We start from the raw sequence: 14,137 nt of genomic DNA, 5'->3' as shown, positions 1-14,137 counted from the left end.
ATTCGACACCGCAGCGAATGCTGCAACCGCGCGCCTGGCCCGAAAAAGTCACGAAAGTGCACTATTCTGGGTTGAATCCATTGGATAACCCTCGCACGCAGTATTTCATTAAAAGAACGTCTGTTTCGCCACCCGGTCGATACTTCTCATCGAGTAAAAGCCATGCTCAGACTTCCCCTCACGCCCGCCCAGTTAGGCATCTTCTTTCGGCAGCAAGTCGATTTGAAGGACCCCCGCTTCAACCTGTCGCAACTGACCGAAATCATTGGGCCACTCGATATCGAACTGCTGGAGACGGCTTTGCGGCGGATCATCGGAGAGGCCGATGCCGTGCAGGTCCGGCTGCGCGGCACGGAGGGATTGCCGTATCAGGTATTGGAGACGGTCGATTTCAGGCTTCCCGTGATCGATCTTAGCGACGTCGCTGATCCGCTCCAGTCGGTCGAAGATTTCGTCAAAGGTGAACTCGCTACCGCGATCGATCTCAATCAGTGGCCCTTATTCAACATTACGCTTCTGCGAACGGCTCCGGCGCGGTTCTTTTTATTCGAACGGTTTCATCACCTCATATTCGACGGCTATTCCTTTCTGCTTTTCATCGAGCGACTCGCGGAAGTTTATTCAGCGTTGAAAGGCGGGTCGGAACCCGGTCCAAGTAACTGGAGCCGGTTGACCGATTTGTTCGCAGACGACGAAGCGTATCGCGCATCCAGCGCTTTTCAGAAGGACCGGGAATTCTGGAGCGGGTATCTGGCGGATTGCGCCGAGCCGCCCATTCTCGCCGGCGACGTGCAGAACGCATCGCCCGAAGCGAGGACGGTCAAGGCCGCGGCTCGCCTATCGCCGGAAACGGTGGCTTCTCTGCGTCAGATCGCGCAACAGAACGGCACCTCGTGGTCGCAATTCATCACGGCTACGATGGTGGCTTTTCTGGCGCGCGTCAGCGGTCAACCGGATGAAGTGATTCTGGGCATGCCCGTCACTGCGCGGGTCGGAAGGATAGCGAAGAACGTGCCCGGCATGACCTCCAATGTTCTGCCGCTGCGGATTCCTGTCGATCCGCGATCGAGCATGATCGACCTGGCCAAACAGGTTTCCACTCAGACGCTGCGCGTATTGCGTCACCAGCGTTATCGGATCAAGGATATCCGGCGCGATCTGGAACGCCTGGAAATAGGTCAGCGATTGTTCGGGCCGATCGTGAACATGATGCCCGGCTTCAATAGCGCAATCGCCTTCACGGACTGTCAGGTGGCGTCGAATCGCACGTTTTCGGTCACGCCCGACGATTTGTCATTGCACGTGCACGACGAAGGCGAGAAAGCCGGGATCAAGCTCGTATTCGATGCCAGCGCGGCGCTCTATAGCGCCGAAGCGGTGTCGACGCATTTACGACGGTTCACGCAGTTTCTGGAGCAGGCGATTGCGCAGCCTGACGGGCCATTGCATGCGCTTGCACTGCTGTTGCACGGTGAGCGCGCGCTGCTGGATACATGGAACGACACGGCTGCTTCTTTCCCCGACGCACAATGCGTGCACCAGTTGTGCGAACAGCAGGCCGCGCGCACGCCCGACGCGATCGCCCTCGTTTTCAAAGACCAGTCCCTCACTTACGCGCAATTCAATGCACGCGCCAACCGCCTCGCGCATCAGTTGATTGCATCGGGCGTCGGTGTCGAAGCGCGCGTGGCGCTATGCATGGAACGTCGCCCGGAACTGGTGGTCGCGGTGCTGGCCATTCTCAAGGCGGGCGCTGCTTACGTGCCGCTCGATCCGGCTTATCCCGGCGAGCGGCTCGCGCACATGCTCCGCGACGCAGCGCCCGCGCTGCTCATCGCCGATGCCGCCGGACGCGAAGCGCTAGGTCACACCGGCGATCTTCGCGTCGTCGATCCCGCATTCTTCGACGACACGCTGATCGATCACGATCCGCATGTGCCGGGCCTCGGCCCTCGCAACCTCGCCTATGTGATCTACACATCCGGATCGACGGGCACGCCCAAGGGCGTCATGGTCGAGCATCGCAACATCGTCAATCTTGCCGTGGCGCAGATCGGGCTCTATGGCGTGGACCCGGACAGTCGCGTCATTCAGTTCGTTTCACCCGGCTTCGATGTCAGCGTCGCCGACCTATTCATGACGCTGGCCGCGGGCGCCGCGCTCTATCTTCCGGTGCGTGACGACTGCCTCGCGGCCACGTCGCTGCTGGAATATATGCGCCGGCACGCCATCACACATGCGCAACTTGCGCCGGCGCTGCTGCAGGGACAGAAGTCGCTCGCGCAACTGGCGAGCCTCAGGGTGCTGGTCGTCGGTGGCGAGTCGCCGGGCGTGTCGCTGATGCGCGCAGTGCAATCCGATGTCGAGCTCTTCAATGCCTATGGCCCGACCGAAACCACAGTCTGCGCAACGGCATGGCGCAGGCCGCACGGATTCGCCGGCGATCACGTGCCGATCGGCCGGCCGCTCGCCAACACGAAAATCTACCTGCTCGACGCGCACGGCCAGCCGATGCCTCCCGGCGCCGTCGGAGAAGTGCATATCGGCGGTGCGGGCGTCGCGCGCGGCTATCTGAACCGCGCGGAGCTGACCGCGGAACGCTTCCTCGACGATCCCTTCAGCGACGCCCCCGGCGCGCGCATGTACCGCACGGGCGATCTTGCCCGCTGGCTGCCCGACGGCAATCTGGAGTTCCTCGGCCGCAACGATCATCAGGTCAAGATCCGGGGTTATCGCATCGAACTCGGCGAGATCGAGGCGCGGCTGGCGGCGCATGAGGGCGTCCGCGAGGCGGTGGTGCTGGCACGCGAGGGCAGCGGCGGCGACAGGCAACTGGTGGCCTATTACACGCCGGACGCAGGGAAGGATGCGCCGCAGGGCCAGTCCTTGCGCGCGCATATGCTGCAAGGGCTGCCGGAGTACATGGTCCCGGCGGCCTACGTGATGCTCAAGGCGCTGCCGCTCACGCCGAACGGCAAGCTGGACCGGCGCGCGCTGCCGGCGCCGGACGACAGCGCGTTCATCCGCCGCGACTATGAAGCGCCGGTGGACGAAACGGAAACGCGCATCGCCGCGATCTGGGCCGACGTGCTGGGCCGCGAGCGCATCGGCAGGCAGGACAACTTCTTCGAGCTGGGCGGCCATTCGCTGCTGGCGGTGACGCTGATCGAACGGATGCGCGAAGCAGGCGTGCAGGCCGATGTGCGCGTGTTGTTCAGCCAGCCGAGCGTCGCGGCGCTGGCGGCCGCGGTACAAAGCGCGCGCAGCACGGTGGCAGTGCCGCCGAACGGCATTCCCGCCGGATGCGAAGCGATCACGCCCGACATGCTGCCGCTCGTGACGCTCACCGAGACGCACATCGCCGCTGTGGTGGCGCAAGTCGAAGGCGGGGCGCGCAATGTTCAGGATATCTATCCACTTGCCCCGCTGCACGAAGGGATGCTCTTTCACCATATGGCGGGCGGCGAGGGCGATCCGTATCTGCAAAGCATGATGCTCGCCATGCCCGAGCGGATGCCGGTCGACCGCTTTGTCGACGCCTTGCAAACGGTGATCGCGCGCCACGACATTCTGCGCACCGCCATGCTCTGGGAAGGCCTGCCCGAGCCGGTGCAGGTGGTGTGGCGCGAGGCGCGGCTGATCGTCGAGGAAGTCACGCTGTCGCCGCAGGAGGGCGAAATCGAGGCGCAACTGGCCCGGCGTTTCGACTCGCGGCGTCATCGGCTGGACGTGCGGCGGGCGCCGATCATGCGGATGATCGTGGCTCGCGACGCGCCCAACGGCCGCTGGCTCATGCAGCTCCTCGGTCATCACATGGTGATGGACTTCACGGGCCTCGAACTGATGCTCGAGGAAATCGAAACGATTTTGCGCGGCGAGGCGCAGCGCCTTCCTACGCCGCTTCCGTACCGCAATTTCGTGGCGCAGGCGCGGCTCGGCATCAGCCAGGGCGAACATGCGGCCTACTTCCGCGAAGTGCTCGGCGACGTGGACGAACCCACGCTGCCTTATGGCCTGAGCGACGTGCAAGGCGATGGCGCGGGCATCGCCGAGTTCAGGACGAGCCTTGCGCCCGGGTCGAGCCGGCAGTTGCGCGAGGCGGCGCGCAAGCTCGGTGTGAGCGTGGCGAGCCTGTTCCATCTCGCGTGGGCGCATGTGCTGGGGCGCGTGTCGGGCCGGGAGGACGTGGTGTTCGGCACGGTGCTGCTCGGCCGCATGCAGGGCGGCATGGGCGCGGACCGCGTGCTCGGCCTGTTCATCAATACGCTGCCGATCCGTATCGATCTGCGCGATGTGAGCGTCAGCGATGCCGTGCGGGACACGCATGCGGCGCTGTCGACGCTGCTGCATCACGAACATGCGTCACTGGCGCTGGCGCAGCGATGCAGCGGCGTGGCGGCGCCCTTGCCGCTCTTCAGCGCGCTGCTGAACTACCGGCATGGCCGTGCGTCCGAAGCGGCCAGCGATGCGCATGCCGCCGAAAGCGGCGTGGTCGTGCTGCACGGCGACGAGCGCACGAGCTATCCGCTGGTGCTCTCCGTGAACGACATCGGCGACGGCTTCGAGCTCGTCATGCAGGCCGATACGCGTATCGATGCGTCGCGTGTCGCCGGCTACATGAACCGCACGCTCGACGCGCTCGCCGATGCGCTCGCGCAAGAGCCATCGCGTCTCGTACGGGAACTCGATATGCTGCCGACCGCCGAGCGCGAACGATTGCTGGTCGAATGGAACGACACGACGACGGGCACGCCGGCAACCACGGTGATGGCGATGTTCGAGGCACAGGCCGCGAAGTCGCCGGAGGCCGTCGCCGTGGTGTACGAAGCCGAGCGCGTGACGTACGGAGAATTGAACGCGCGCGCGAATCAACTGGCGCATCGCCTGATCGCCGAGGGCGTGAAGCCGGACGATCGCGTCGCGATCTGCGTGGAACGTGGCATCGAGATGGTGACCGGCGTGCTCGGGATACTCAAGTCGGGCGCGGGCTATGTGCCGCTCGATCCGGGCTATCCCGTCGAACGGCTCGCCTACATGCTGGAGGACAGCGCGCCGGTCGCCGTGCTCGCGCAGTCGGGCACGCGCGCAGTGCTGGGCGATGCGTCGGCGCCGGTCATCGAACTGGACGCTCGCGCGTTCGAAGCGCAACCGGTTCACAACCCGGTCGTGGCCGATCTGAACCCGCAGCGCCTGGCCTACGTGATCTACACCTCCGGATCGACGGGCCAGCCCAAGGGCGTGATGATCGAGCATCGCAATGTGGTGCGGCTTTTCACTGCCACGGCTCACTGGTTCGATTTCAGCGCGAAGGATGTCTGGACCCTGTTCCATTCGTTCGCGTTCGATTTCTCGGTGTGGGAGATCTGGGGCGCGCTGCTGTACGGCGGCCGTCTGGTCGTGGTGCCGAAGCCGGTGAGCCGCTCGCCGCAGGACTTCTATCGCCTGCTATGCGACGAGGGCGTGACGATCCTGAACCAGACGCCCAGCGCTTTCCGTCAACTGATCGCGGCGCAAGGCGAAAGCGGCCGGTCGCATCGGCTGCGCCAGGTCGTCTTCGGCGGCGAAGCGCTGGAACCGGCGATCCTGCTGCCGTGGTATGCCCGCGAAGAGAACAAGGCGACGCAACTGGTGAACATGTATGGGATCACGGAAACCACGGTGCACGTGACCTATCGCGCGTTGAGCGCAGAGGATGCGCAGCGCGCGGGCCGCAGCCCGATCGGCGGACGGATTCCGGATTTGCGCGTGTATGTGCTGGACGTTCACGGCCAGCCCGCACCCGTGGGCGTGACCGGCGAGATGTATGTCGGTGGCGCGGGCGTGGCGCGCGGCTATCTCAACCGACCGGAACTCAGCGCACAGCGGTTCGTGAAGGACCGGTTCAGCAGCGATCCGCAGGCGCGGATGTACAAGACTGGCGACCTCGGCCGCTGGCTCGCCGACGGTACGCTCGAATACGCCGGACGTAACGACGATCAGGTGAAAATCCGCGGGTTCCGGATCGAGCTGGGCGAGATCGAAGCGAAGCTGCTCGGATGCAAGGGCGTGCGCGAGGCCGTGGTGATCGTCCGCAAAGATGCTTCGGATGACCAACGATTGGTCGGCTATGTGGTCGGCCATGACGGAGCCGTGTTATCGGCGGCGCATTTGCGTGCGCAACTGTCGATGGTGTTGGCGGACTACATGGTGCCGAGTGCATTCGTGAACCTGGAGTCGTTGCCGCTGACGCAGAACGGCAAGCTGGACCGTCGCGCGCTGCCCGCGCCGGATCGCTCGTCGGTGGTGACGAAGGCCTACGAAGCGCCGCAAGGCGAGGCCGAAACCGCGATCGCGCGAATCTGGCAGGAGCTTCTTGGCGTGGAGCGCGTGGGACGTCACGATGATTTCTTCGCGCTCGGCGGTCATTCGCTGAAGGTGATCGCATCGTTGGCGCGTGTCGCCGGCGTGTTCGACAAGCACATCGCCCAGCTCGATTTCTATCGCCGGCCGACGGTCGCGGGCGTCGCCGCCTTGCTCGCGCGCGATACGGATGCAGCGCACGCACTGGTGCCGTTGATCGCGCGCGGTGCAGCGCCGACGCGTCTGACCGTCGTATGCGCGCCGTATGCGGGCGCTTCCGCAACGGTGTTCCGGCCTTTCGCCGATGCCCTGTGCGCGCGTGATCCGACGCTCGCGGTACGCGCGATCGCGCTGCCGGGCAACGAGCTCGGCAGCGATCCGCGGGATTACGTATCGGTAGAGCAGATGGCGCAAGCGTGCGCCGACGAACTCATCGCCACGAACACCGGCGAGATTGCCGTGTACGGCCATTGCGTCGGCAGTTTCTTGGCGTTCGAACTGGTGCGGCAGATCGAACGCCGCGGGCGGAACGTCGCGCTTCTTATCGTTGCGGCGGCGTTTCCGCTGCCACGGCTTCTGCGCATGCTGCCGATGCCCTCGCCGTGGCGCTTCACCAGCGACAGCAAGCTGCACGCGATGATTCGACGCTGGGGCGGCCCGACCGACGACGTGGACCCGGAGGTCATCGCTTTCATGATGGGCAATTTCCGCAGGGATGCCCGGTTGACTTTCGAGTATGAGAAACGGCGGCGCGACGGCAAGATCGCTGCGCCGTTGCTCTGCATCGTCAGTCAGGACGATTCCCTGACGCGCGGTTACGCGTTGCGGTTTCGCGCATGGTCCGCGCTGGCGGATCGGACCGCGCTGGAAGTGTTGTCGGAGGGGCAGCACTACTTCATCGGCACGCGGCCTGAACGGGTCGTGGACGTCGTCAGCAAGCATCTGGGTTCCGGCGAAGCGTCGCACGAGGCGAAGGAACCCGCCGAGCCGTTCGTCACGCGCGCGGGGCGTTGACGTCGACGCGGCTATTTCCGCTTCTGCTGCAACGACGGAGGCCGCTCGGTCAGGCTCGCCGCCGTGTCCTTGTCCGCGCTGCCCGCAGCCCGGAACTGCCGCCGATATTCGGCCGGCGTCGCCTGCTTCGCTGCCTTGAACTGCCGGTTGAAATTGGCGACATTCGCAAAACCCGAGCGCGCGGCGATGACGGAAACGGGCAGCGACGTGTCGCCCAGCATCCGGCACGCATGCCCGATCCGAACCCGGGCGATATAGCGTCCGACGCTCTCACCGATATGCTGCACGAAGTAACGCGTGAGCGTGCGTTCCGACAGGCTGGCCGCTGCACAGAGCTCCGAAATCCGCAGCGGTTCGGCAAAGCGGGCATCGATCATCGACAGGACACGGTTGATCCGCTCGGGCTCGTGACCGGACGGGCCTGCGTTCGTTTCGTTGAAGGCGCTCGGCGAGGCGAGCGGATGGCCCGGCGCGTCGCCGAGCATGCACAGAATGTCGAGCGCCGCGCTCAGGCGTTCGCGTGGCGCGTTCGAGAGCAAGGGCTCCAGGCGGCCGCGCATCCATTCTCCGGCAGGCGGCTCGAAAGCCAGTCCGCACGCGGCACGGCGCAGGAGCTTGCGGATCGGCTCGTATTCGCGGCAGCAGTCCGCCATGCGTCGCGCCCACTCGCCGTCGAACCAGATGACGATGGCGACTTGCGGCAACGAGGCATCGATCGACCGGTTCGATGACCACGTATGCGGCAGATCCGGCGGCACGAGCACGAGATCCTCGGCCTGATAGTCGCTGACCGAGTCGCCGATGTAGCGCTTGCCGTGGCTGTTCATCGTCAGCGTCAACTCGTACTCCGGATGGTGGTGCCATTCGAACGGAATACGCGAAAGCCGCCGATGGTAAACCCGGACCGAACAGTCCTCGCCGAACTCGACATGTTCGTACGCTGGTTTCATGGCCGAAAGCGCAAATGAATTGCCTGAATAGTATCACCGCCGGCCGTGCGGGCGTCATATCCTTTTCGCACAGAAATTCACATGGAGACGATCATGGCGTTGAAAATCGACGACTTGCCGAGCGCGATCCGACAGGCGAAAAAGGAACTGCGCGCCGCGCTGCCGAATTACCGCGAAGTCTTCGCCGAGGTCGAAAAAGCGATCGGCCAGGAAGCGAAGCGAATCGCCGCGCAGCGCGATCGGGGAGAGGACGTCATTCCCGAAATCCGGTTTGCCGACATCGCCGAAGGACGCGTCAGCGCCGACGAGATCGCGCTCGTCAAATCGCGCGGCGCATGCGTGATTCGCAATGTCTTTCCTCGCGAGCAGGTGCGCAACTGGGACGACGAGATCGCGGACTACGTCGAGCGGAATCATCTCGACAAGCGTCTCGAGAACCGCGCCGAAGACAAATACTTCGGGCAACTGGCGTCGAGCAAGCCGCAGATCTATGGCGTGTACTGGTCGAAGCCGCAAGTGCTGGCGCGCCAGTCCGAGTCGCTGACCGCCGCGCGCGTCTTTCTCAACCAGCTCTGGCGCAACGAAAGCGAAGGACGCGTCCACTTCGACCCGGAAAGCGTGCCCGTCTATGCCGACCGTCTGCGTCGCCGGCCACCCGGCTCGGCGTCGCTCGGCCTTTCGGCGCATTGCGATGGCGGTTCCGTCGAACGCTGGATCGAAAGCAATTTCCGCAAGGTGTATCGCCATGTGTTCTCCGGCAACTGGCGCGAATACGATGCGTTCGACGCCGCGTTCCGCCCCGATGTGGACGAGATCGCATCGCCTGCCGTCTGCTCGATGTTCCGCACGTTTCAGGGCTGGACCGCACTGACGCCGCAAGGCCCAGGCGACGGCACGCTGCAACTCGTGCCCATCGCCAATTCGATGGTGTACATCCTGCTGCGCGCCCTTCAGGACGATGTCGCCGACGACGACCTGTGTGGCGCCATGCCCGGACGCGCGCTCTCCATCAAGCCGGAATTTCATGCGCCGCTGTTCGAAGCGTTGTCGTCCATCCCGAAGATGGCGGCGGGCGATACCGTCTTCTGGCACAGCGACGTCATCCACGCGGTCGAAGACGAGCACAAGGGTGCGGGCTACAGCAACGTGATGTACATCGCCTCGGCGCCCGCGTGCGCCAAAAACGATGCATATCTGAAGCGTCAATTACCGAGCTTCCTGAAAGGCGAAAGCCCGCCCGACTTCCCGGCGGATCATTTCGAAACCGATTTCACCGGCCGGGCCACGGTCGACGATCTGACGCCGCTCGGCCGGACTCAACTCGGGCTCGACCTGTAGTCGGGACGTTTCACCCACAAATAAAAAATCGGAGACAGCAATGAAACACACACTGACGTCGGCGGCAGCGGCCGTCGCGCTGTTCATCGCCGGCACGCATGCGGCATGGGCCGCCGAACAGCTATCGGTCCTGCACTGGTGGACGTCCGGCGGCGAATCGAAAGCCATCCGGGTGCTCAAGGACGACATGAGCAAGGAGGGCTATCAATGGAAAGACTTCGCTGTCGCAGGCGGATCGGGAACGGCGGCGATGACGGCGCTCAAGACGCAGGTGATTTCCGGCAACGCGCCGTCGGCGGCGCAGATCAAGGGCCCGTTGATTCGGGACTGGGCGGATCAGGGCGTGCTGGTCACGATCGATCAGGCCGCGCCGGACTGGAAAAGCCACATGCCCGCGCAAATCGACAGTGCGATGAAGTCGGGCGGTCACTACGTCGCGGCGCCTTTCTCGGTGCATCGGATCAACTGGCTGTGGATCAACAAGGCGGACCTCGACAAGGTCGGCGGTGCGCCGCCCACGACGTGGCCGGAATTCTTCGCGCTCGCCGACAAGTTTCGCGCAGCGGGCATCACGCCCGTCGCGCACGGCGGTCAGCCTTGGCAGGACATGACGATCTGGGAGACGGTGGTGTTGTCGCAGGGCACGGACTTCTATCGCAAGGCGCTCGTCGATCTCGATCAGAAGGCGCTGACGTCGCCGCAGATGGTGCAGGTCTTCGAGACCGTGCAAAAAATCCGCACTTACTTCGACAAGGCCTATCACGGCCGCGACTGGAACCTCGCCACCGCGATGGTGATTTCCGGCTCGGGCGGCATGCAGTTCATGGGCGACTGGGCGAAGGGGGAGTTCGCCAACGCGAACAAGAAGGCGGATGCCGACTTCATCTGCGCGCCCGCGCCCGGCACGTCGAATGCCTACACGTACACGGCGGACGCCTTCGTGTTCTTTCAGCAGAACGGCAAGAAGGACGCGACACCGGGGCAGTTCGCGATGGCCAGGACGATCATGTCGCCCGAGTTTCAGGAGCAGTTCAGTCTCAACAAGGGTTCGATTCCCGTGAGGCTGGATGTGCCGATGGACAAGTTCGACAGTTGCGCGAAGAAGTCGCGGGCAGACGAGCAGGCGACGATCAAGTCGGGCGGGTTCCTTCCTTCGCTGGCCTTCGGTGAACTTCAGTCGCCGGTGACAGCCGGCGCAATCACCGATGTCGTGACGAATTTCATGAACTCGAACGAGGACGCGAAAGAGGGCGTGCGCAAGCTGGCTGCCGCTGCGAAGGTCAGGTAAGCGAGCCGCCATTCCACTCACAACAGGAGAACGACGATGGATCCAGTCGCCAGACGCAAATGGCCGCGTTCCGGGCTAGAAACGACCTTGATGGGTTTTGGCGCCGCGCCCATCGGCAACATCTTCAGACCGATCAGCGAAGAGGATTCGGCTGCGCTCATCAAGGCAGCATGGGATGCGGGCGTGCGTTACTTCGATACCGCGCCGATGTACGGCCACGGTCTGAGCGAAGCACGCTGCGGACAGGGCCTGCGCTGGTATCCGCGCGATCAGTTCGTGCTGTCCACCAAAGTCGGCCGGATTCTCAGACCGCGCAGGCGCGCCGAGATCGACTTTGCGCCGTGGGTCGACGGATTGCCGTTCGAGACGGTGTTCGACTACAGCTACGACGGCACGATGCGCTCGATCGAGGACAGTCTGCAGCGCCTGGCCCTGGAGCACATCGATATTGCGCTGATTCACGATATCGATGTCTTTACGCACGGTCAGCGTCAACCCGAGATGTTCGAGGCCGCGATGGCGGGTGCGTCGAAGGCGTTGCTCAAGCTCCGCGACGAAGGCGTCGTGAAGGCGGTCGGGCTCGGTGTCAACGAATGGCAGGTCGCGCACGAAGCCATTCGCCGGCAGGACTTCGATTGCCTGCTGCTGGCAGGGCGCTACACGCTGCTCGAACAGGATGCGCTGGACGGTTTTCTGCCGCTCTGCGACGCGCAACGGGTGTCGGTCATTCTCGGCGGCGGCTATAACAGCGGCATTCTCGCCACGGGCGCGGTGCCTGGCGCGAAATACAACTACGCGCCCGCGCCACCGGACATTCTGGAGCGCGTGCGCAAGATGGAGCAGGTCTGCGAGGAATACGCGGTCCCGCTCAAGGCTGCGGCACTGCAATTCGTCCTCGGCCACCCTGCCATCCCGACGAACATTCCGGGCGTGCGCACGCTCGCGCAACTCGATGACAACCTTCAGACCTTTCGGACGGTGATACCGGCGCAATTCTGGGCCGAGTTGAAACGCCGTGAGCTGATTCGTCACGACGCACCGACGCCTCGATAGGGTGCGGTCGTTCGTTCGTCCGGCCAGACGCGGATATCGCGACAGTTGCCGAAACAATGCCATGAGGCCAATATGGAAGTTGGCGGCCGCAAGGCGTGGCCGCCCTCCACCCATTCACGAAGGTAACGCTCATCATGGCAACTGGCACGGTCAAGTGGTTCAACGACGCAAAGGGATTCGGCTTCATCACGCCGGATGCCGGCGGAGACGATCTTTTCGCGCACTTCTCTGAAATCCGTTCTGATGGCTTCAAAACGCTCGCGGAAGGGCAGAAGGTGACTTACGACGAAAAAATGGGGCCCAAGGGCAAACAGGCGTCCAATATCAAGCCGGCCTGATGCAGCGGGCGCCGCGGGCGGCGGGAAAGCACTGCGGCGCGCCATTGCCATGGATGGCTAAGGCCCGCCGCGGTGCATTCCACGCATCTGAAGGCACGCTACAGTGACGAGATCAGTTCCGGCACGGCAGTGAACAGATCCGCTTCTAGGCCGTAGTCGGCCACGCTGAAGATCGGCGCTTCCGGGTCGCTGTTGATCGCGACGATCACCCTGGAGTCCTTCATGCCGGCCAGGTGCTGGATCGCACCGGAGATGCCCGCCGCGACGTACAACTGAGGCGCGACGATCTTGCCCGTCTGGCCGACCTGGAGGTCGTTGGGCGCGTAGCCCGCGTCCACTGCCGCGCGGCTGGCGCCGATGGCGGCGCCGAGTCTGTCGGCCAGCGGCGTCATGACTTCCCGAAACTTCTCCGCCGAGCCCAACGCGCGGCCGCCGGAGACGACGATCTTCGCGTCGGTGAGTTCCGGTCGGTCTTTCCTCGCGATCTCGTTGCCCTCGAACGTGCTCTTGCCGCTGTCCGCGGTCGCGGCGATCGATTCGACCTGCGCCGAACCGCCCGTCGCTGCCGCGGCGTCGAAGGCCGTCGTGCGCACGGTGATCACCTTTTTTTCGTCAAGGCTTTGCACAACGGCGATCGCGTTGCCCGCATAGACCGGGCGCTCGAAGATGTCGGCAGAGTTTACTTTCGTGATGTCGCTGATCTGGCCGACGTCGAGCTTCGCCGCCACCCGCGGCGCGACGTTTTTGCCGCTGGCGGTGGCCGGGAACAGAATGTGACCGTAGCCGCCGGCGATCGCAAGGATTTGCGCGGCGACATTCTCCGCCAGGCCGTGCGCAAACTGCTCACCGTCCGCGTGCAGCACCTTCGCAACGCCGGCGATCCGGCAGGCAGCCTTGGCCGCTTCGCCCGCGTCGTGTCCCGCTACCAGAATGTGCACTTCACCGTCGCATTGCGCGGCAGCACTTACCGTGTTCAGGGTCGCGCCCTTGAGGGACGCATTATCGTGTTCGGCAATGACGAGTGCGGTCATATGTCAGATCACCTTGGCTTCGTTCTTGAGTTTGTCCACGAGGGTCGCCACATCCGGCACCTTGATCCCGGCGGCGCGCCTGGGCGGCTCAATCACCTTCAGCGTCTTCAGATGCGGCCTGATGACCACGCCGAGGTCCGCCGGCAACACGGTATCGAGGCGCTTCTTCTTGGCCTTCATGATGTTCGGCAGCGTCACGTAGCGCGGCGTGTTCAGACGCAAGTCGGTTGTCACGACCGCAGGCAGCGTCAGCGATACGGTTTCCAGGCCGCCATCGACTTCCCGCGTGACCCTGACCTTGCCGTCGAGGAATTCCACCTTCGAGGCGAACGTGGCTTGCGGCAGATCGGCAAGCGCCGCCAGCATCTGCCCGGTCTGATTGCAATCGTCGTCGATCGCCTGCTTGCCGAGCATGAGCAGTTGCGGCTGCTCTTTGTCGACGATCGCCTTCAGAACCTTCGCGACCGAAAGCGGCTGCAGTTCGTCCGCCGTCTCCACGAGAATCGCTCGATCCGCGCCGATCGCAAGCGCCGTGCGCAGCGCTTCCTGACACGGCGCGGCGCCGCAGGACACCGCGATGACCTCCGTCGCGACACCCGTCTCCTTGAGCCGCACGGCTTCCTCGACGGCGATCTCGTCGAACGGGTTGATGCTCATCTTCACATTGGCGATGTCGACCGCCGTGTTGTCCGACTTGACTCGGACCTTCACGTTCGAATCGACCACGCGTTTAACGGCTACCAGAATTTTCATCGGAAGTGGGGTAATGGAATCAGGGAGTCGGAG

Annotated in this window: 8 protein-coding genes; 5 read left to right on the top strand and 3 right to left on the bottom strand. The window is 64.0% G+C overall.

Going from position 1 to position 14,137, the window contains the following annotated elements:
* Window positions 1-162: 162 nt before the first annotated feature.
* Complete coding sequence (locus AWB74_RS49025) at window positions 163-7,353, top strand: non-ribosomal peptide synthetase (RefSeq protein WP_061148940.1); 7,191 nt, start codon at window positions 163-165, stop codon at window positions 7,351-7,353.
* 11 nt (window positions 7,354-7,364) lie between these two features.
* Here the strand turns inward: AWB74_RS49025 and AWB74_RS22525 are convergent, their stop codons facing one another.
* Window positions 7,365-8,303 carry a helix-turn-helix domain-containing protein gene (locus AWB74_RS22525; RefSeq protein ID WP_061148939.1) on the bottom strand — a complete coding sequence of 313 codons (939 nt, stop codon included), beginning with the start codon at window positions 8,301-8,303 and terminating at the stop codon, window positions 7,365-7,367.
* Window positions 8,304-8,396: 93 nt separating this feature from the next.
* Here AWB74_RS22525 and AWB74_RS22520 point away from each other — a divergent pair, with 93 nt between their 5' ends.
* The 4 genes from AWB74_RS22520 to AWB74_RS22505 all read left to right on the top strand — a co-directional run bounded on the left by AWB74_RS22520 (window position 8,397) and on the right by AWB74_RS22505 (window position 12,320).
* Window positions 8,397-9,641: a DUF1479 domain-containing protein gene (locus tag AWB74_RS22520; protein WP_061148972.1), complete on the top strand. Its 1,245-nt coding sequence runs from the start codon at window positions 8,397-8,399 to the stop codon at window positions 9,639-9,641.
* A gap of 40 nt (window positions 9,642-9,681) precedes the next feature.
* Entirely contained in the window at window positions 9,682-10,929 is a 1,248-nt protein-coding gene (locus AWB74_RS22515; RefSeq protein WP_087039148.1) for an ABC transporter substrate-binding protein, read from the top strand.
* Between the two features lie 36 nt (window positions 10,930-10,965).
* Window positions 10,966-11,982, top strand: a complete 1,017-nt coding sequence (locus tag AWB74_RS22510) for an aldo/keto reductase (protein WP_061148938.1) — start codon at window positions 10,966-10,968, stop codon at window positions 11,980-11,982.
* A 134-nt stretch (window positions 11,983-12,116) separates the two neighbouring features.
* A complete protein-coding gene (locus AWB74_RS22505) occupies window positions 12,117-12,320 on the top strand; it encodes a cold-shock protein (RefSeq protein ID WP_061125326.1) in 204 nt (67 codons plus the stop codon).
* A 98-nt stretch (window positions 12,321-12,418) separates the two neighbouring features.
* Here the strand turns inward: AWB74_RS22505 and AWB74_RS22500 are convergent, their stop codons facing one another.
* Window positions 12,419-13,351 (bottom strand): electron transfer flavoprotein subunit alpha/FixB family protein, encoded by a 933-nt coding sequence (locus AWB74_RS22500; protein ID WP_061148937.1) that lies wholly within the window; start codon window positions 13,349-13,351, stop codon window positions 12,419-12,421.
* 3 nt (window positions 13,352-13,354) lie between these two features.
* Window positions 13,355-14,104: an electron transfer flavoprotein subunit beta/FixA family protein gene (locus AWB74_RS22495; RefSeq protein WP_061148936.1), complete on the bottom strand. Its 750-nt coding sequence runs from the start codon at window positions 14,102-14,104 to the stop codon at window positions 13,355-13,357.
* Window positions 14,105-14,137: the final 33 nt, after the last annotated feature.

It is taken from the genome of Caballeronia arvi (genome assembly GCF_001544695.2).
Taxonomy (GTDB): Bacteria; Pseudomonadota; Gammaproteobacteria; order Burkholderiales; family Burkholderiaceae; genus Caballeronia; species Caballeronia arvi.
This window is presented reverse-complemented; position numbering and strand designations above follow the sequence as displayed.

Bases quoted from the DNA above. Each gene is read 5' to 3' on its own strand.
- AWB74_RS22525 (WP_061148939.1), bottom strand. From the start codon at position 8,303: ATGAAACCAGCGTACGAACATGTCGAGTTCGGCGAGGACTGTTCGGTC.
- AWB74_RS22505 (WP_061125326.1), top strand. From the start codon at position 12,117: ATGGCAACTGGCACGGTCAAGTGGTTCAACGACGCAAAGGGATTCGGC.
- AWB74_RS22515 (WP_087039148.1), top strand. From the start codon at position 9,682: ATGAAACACACACTGACGTCGGCGGCAGCGGCCGTCGCGCTGTTCATC.
- AWB74_RS22510 (WP_061148938.1), top strand. From the start codon at position 10,966: ATGGATCCAGTCGCCAGACGCAAATGGCCGCGTTCCGGGCTAGAAACG.
- AWB74_RS22520 (WP_061148972.1), top strand. From the start codon at position 8,397: ATGGCGTTGAAAATCGACGACTTGCCGAGCGCGATCCGACAGGCGAAA.
- AWB74_RS22495 (WP_061148936.1), bottom strand. From the start codon at position 14,104: ATGAAAATTCTGGTAGCCGTTAAACGCGTGGTCGATTCGAACGTGAAG.
- AWB74_RS22500 (WP_061148937.1), bottom strand. From the start codon at position 13,351: ATGACCGCACTCGTCATTGCCGAACACGATAATGCGTCCCTCAAGGGC.
- AWB74_RS49025 (WP_061148940.1), top strand. From the start codon at position 163: ATGCTCAGACTTCCCCTCACGCCCGCCCAGTTAGGCATCTTCTTTCGG.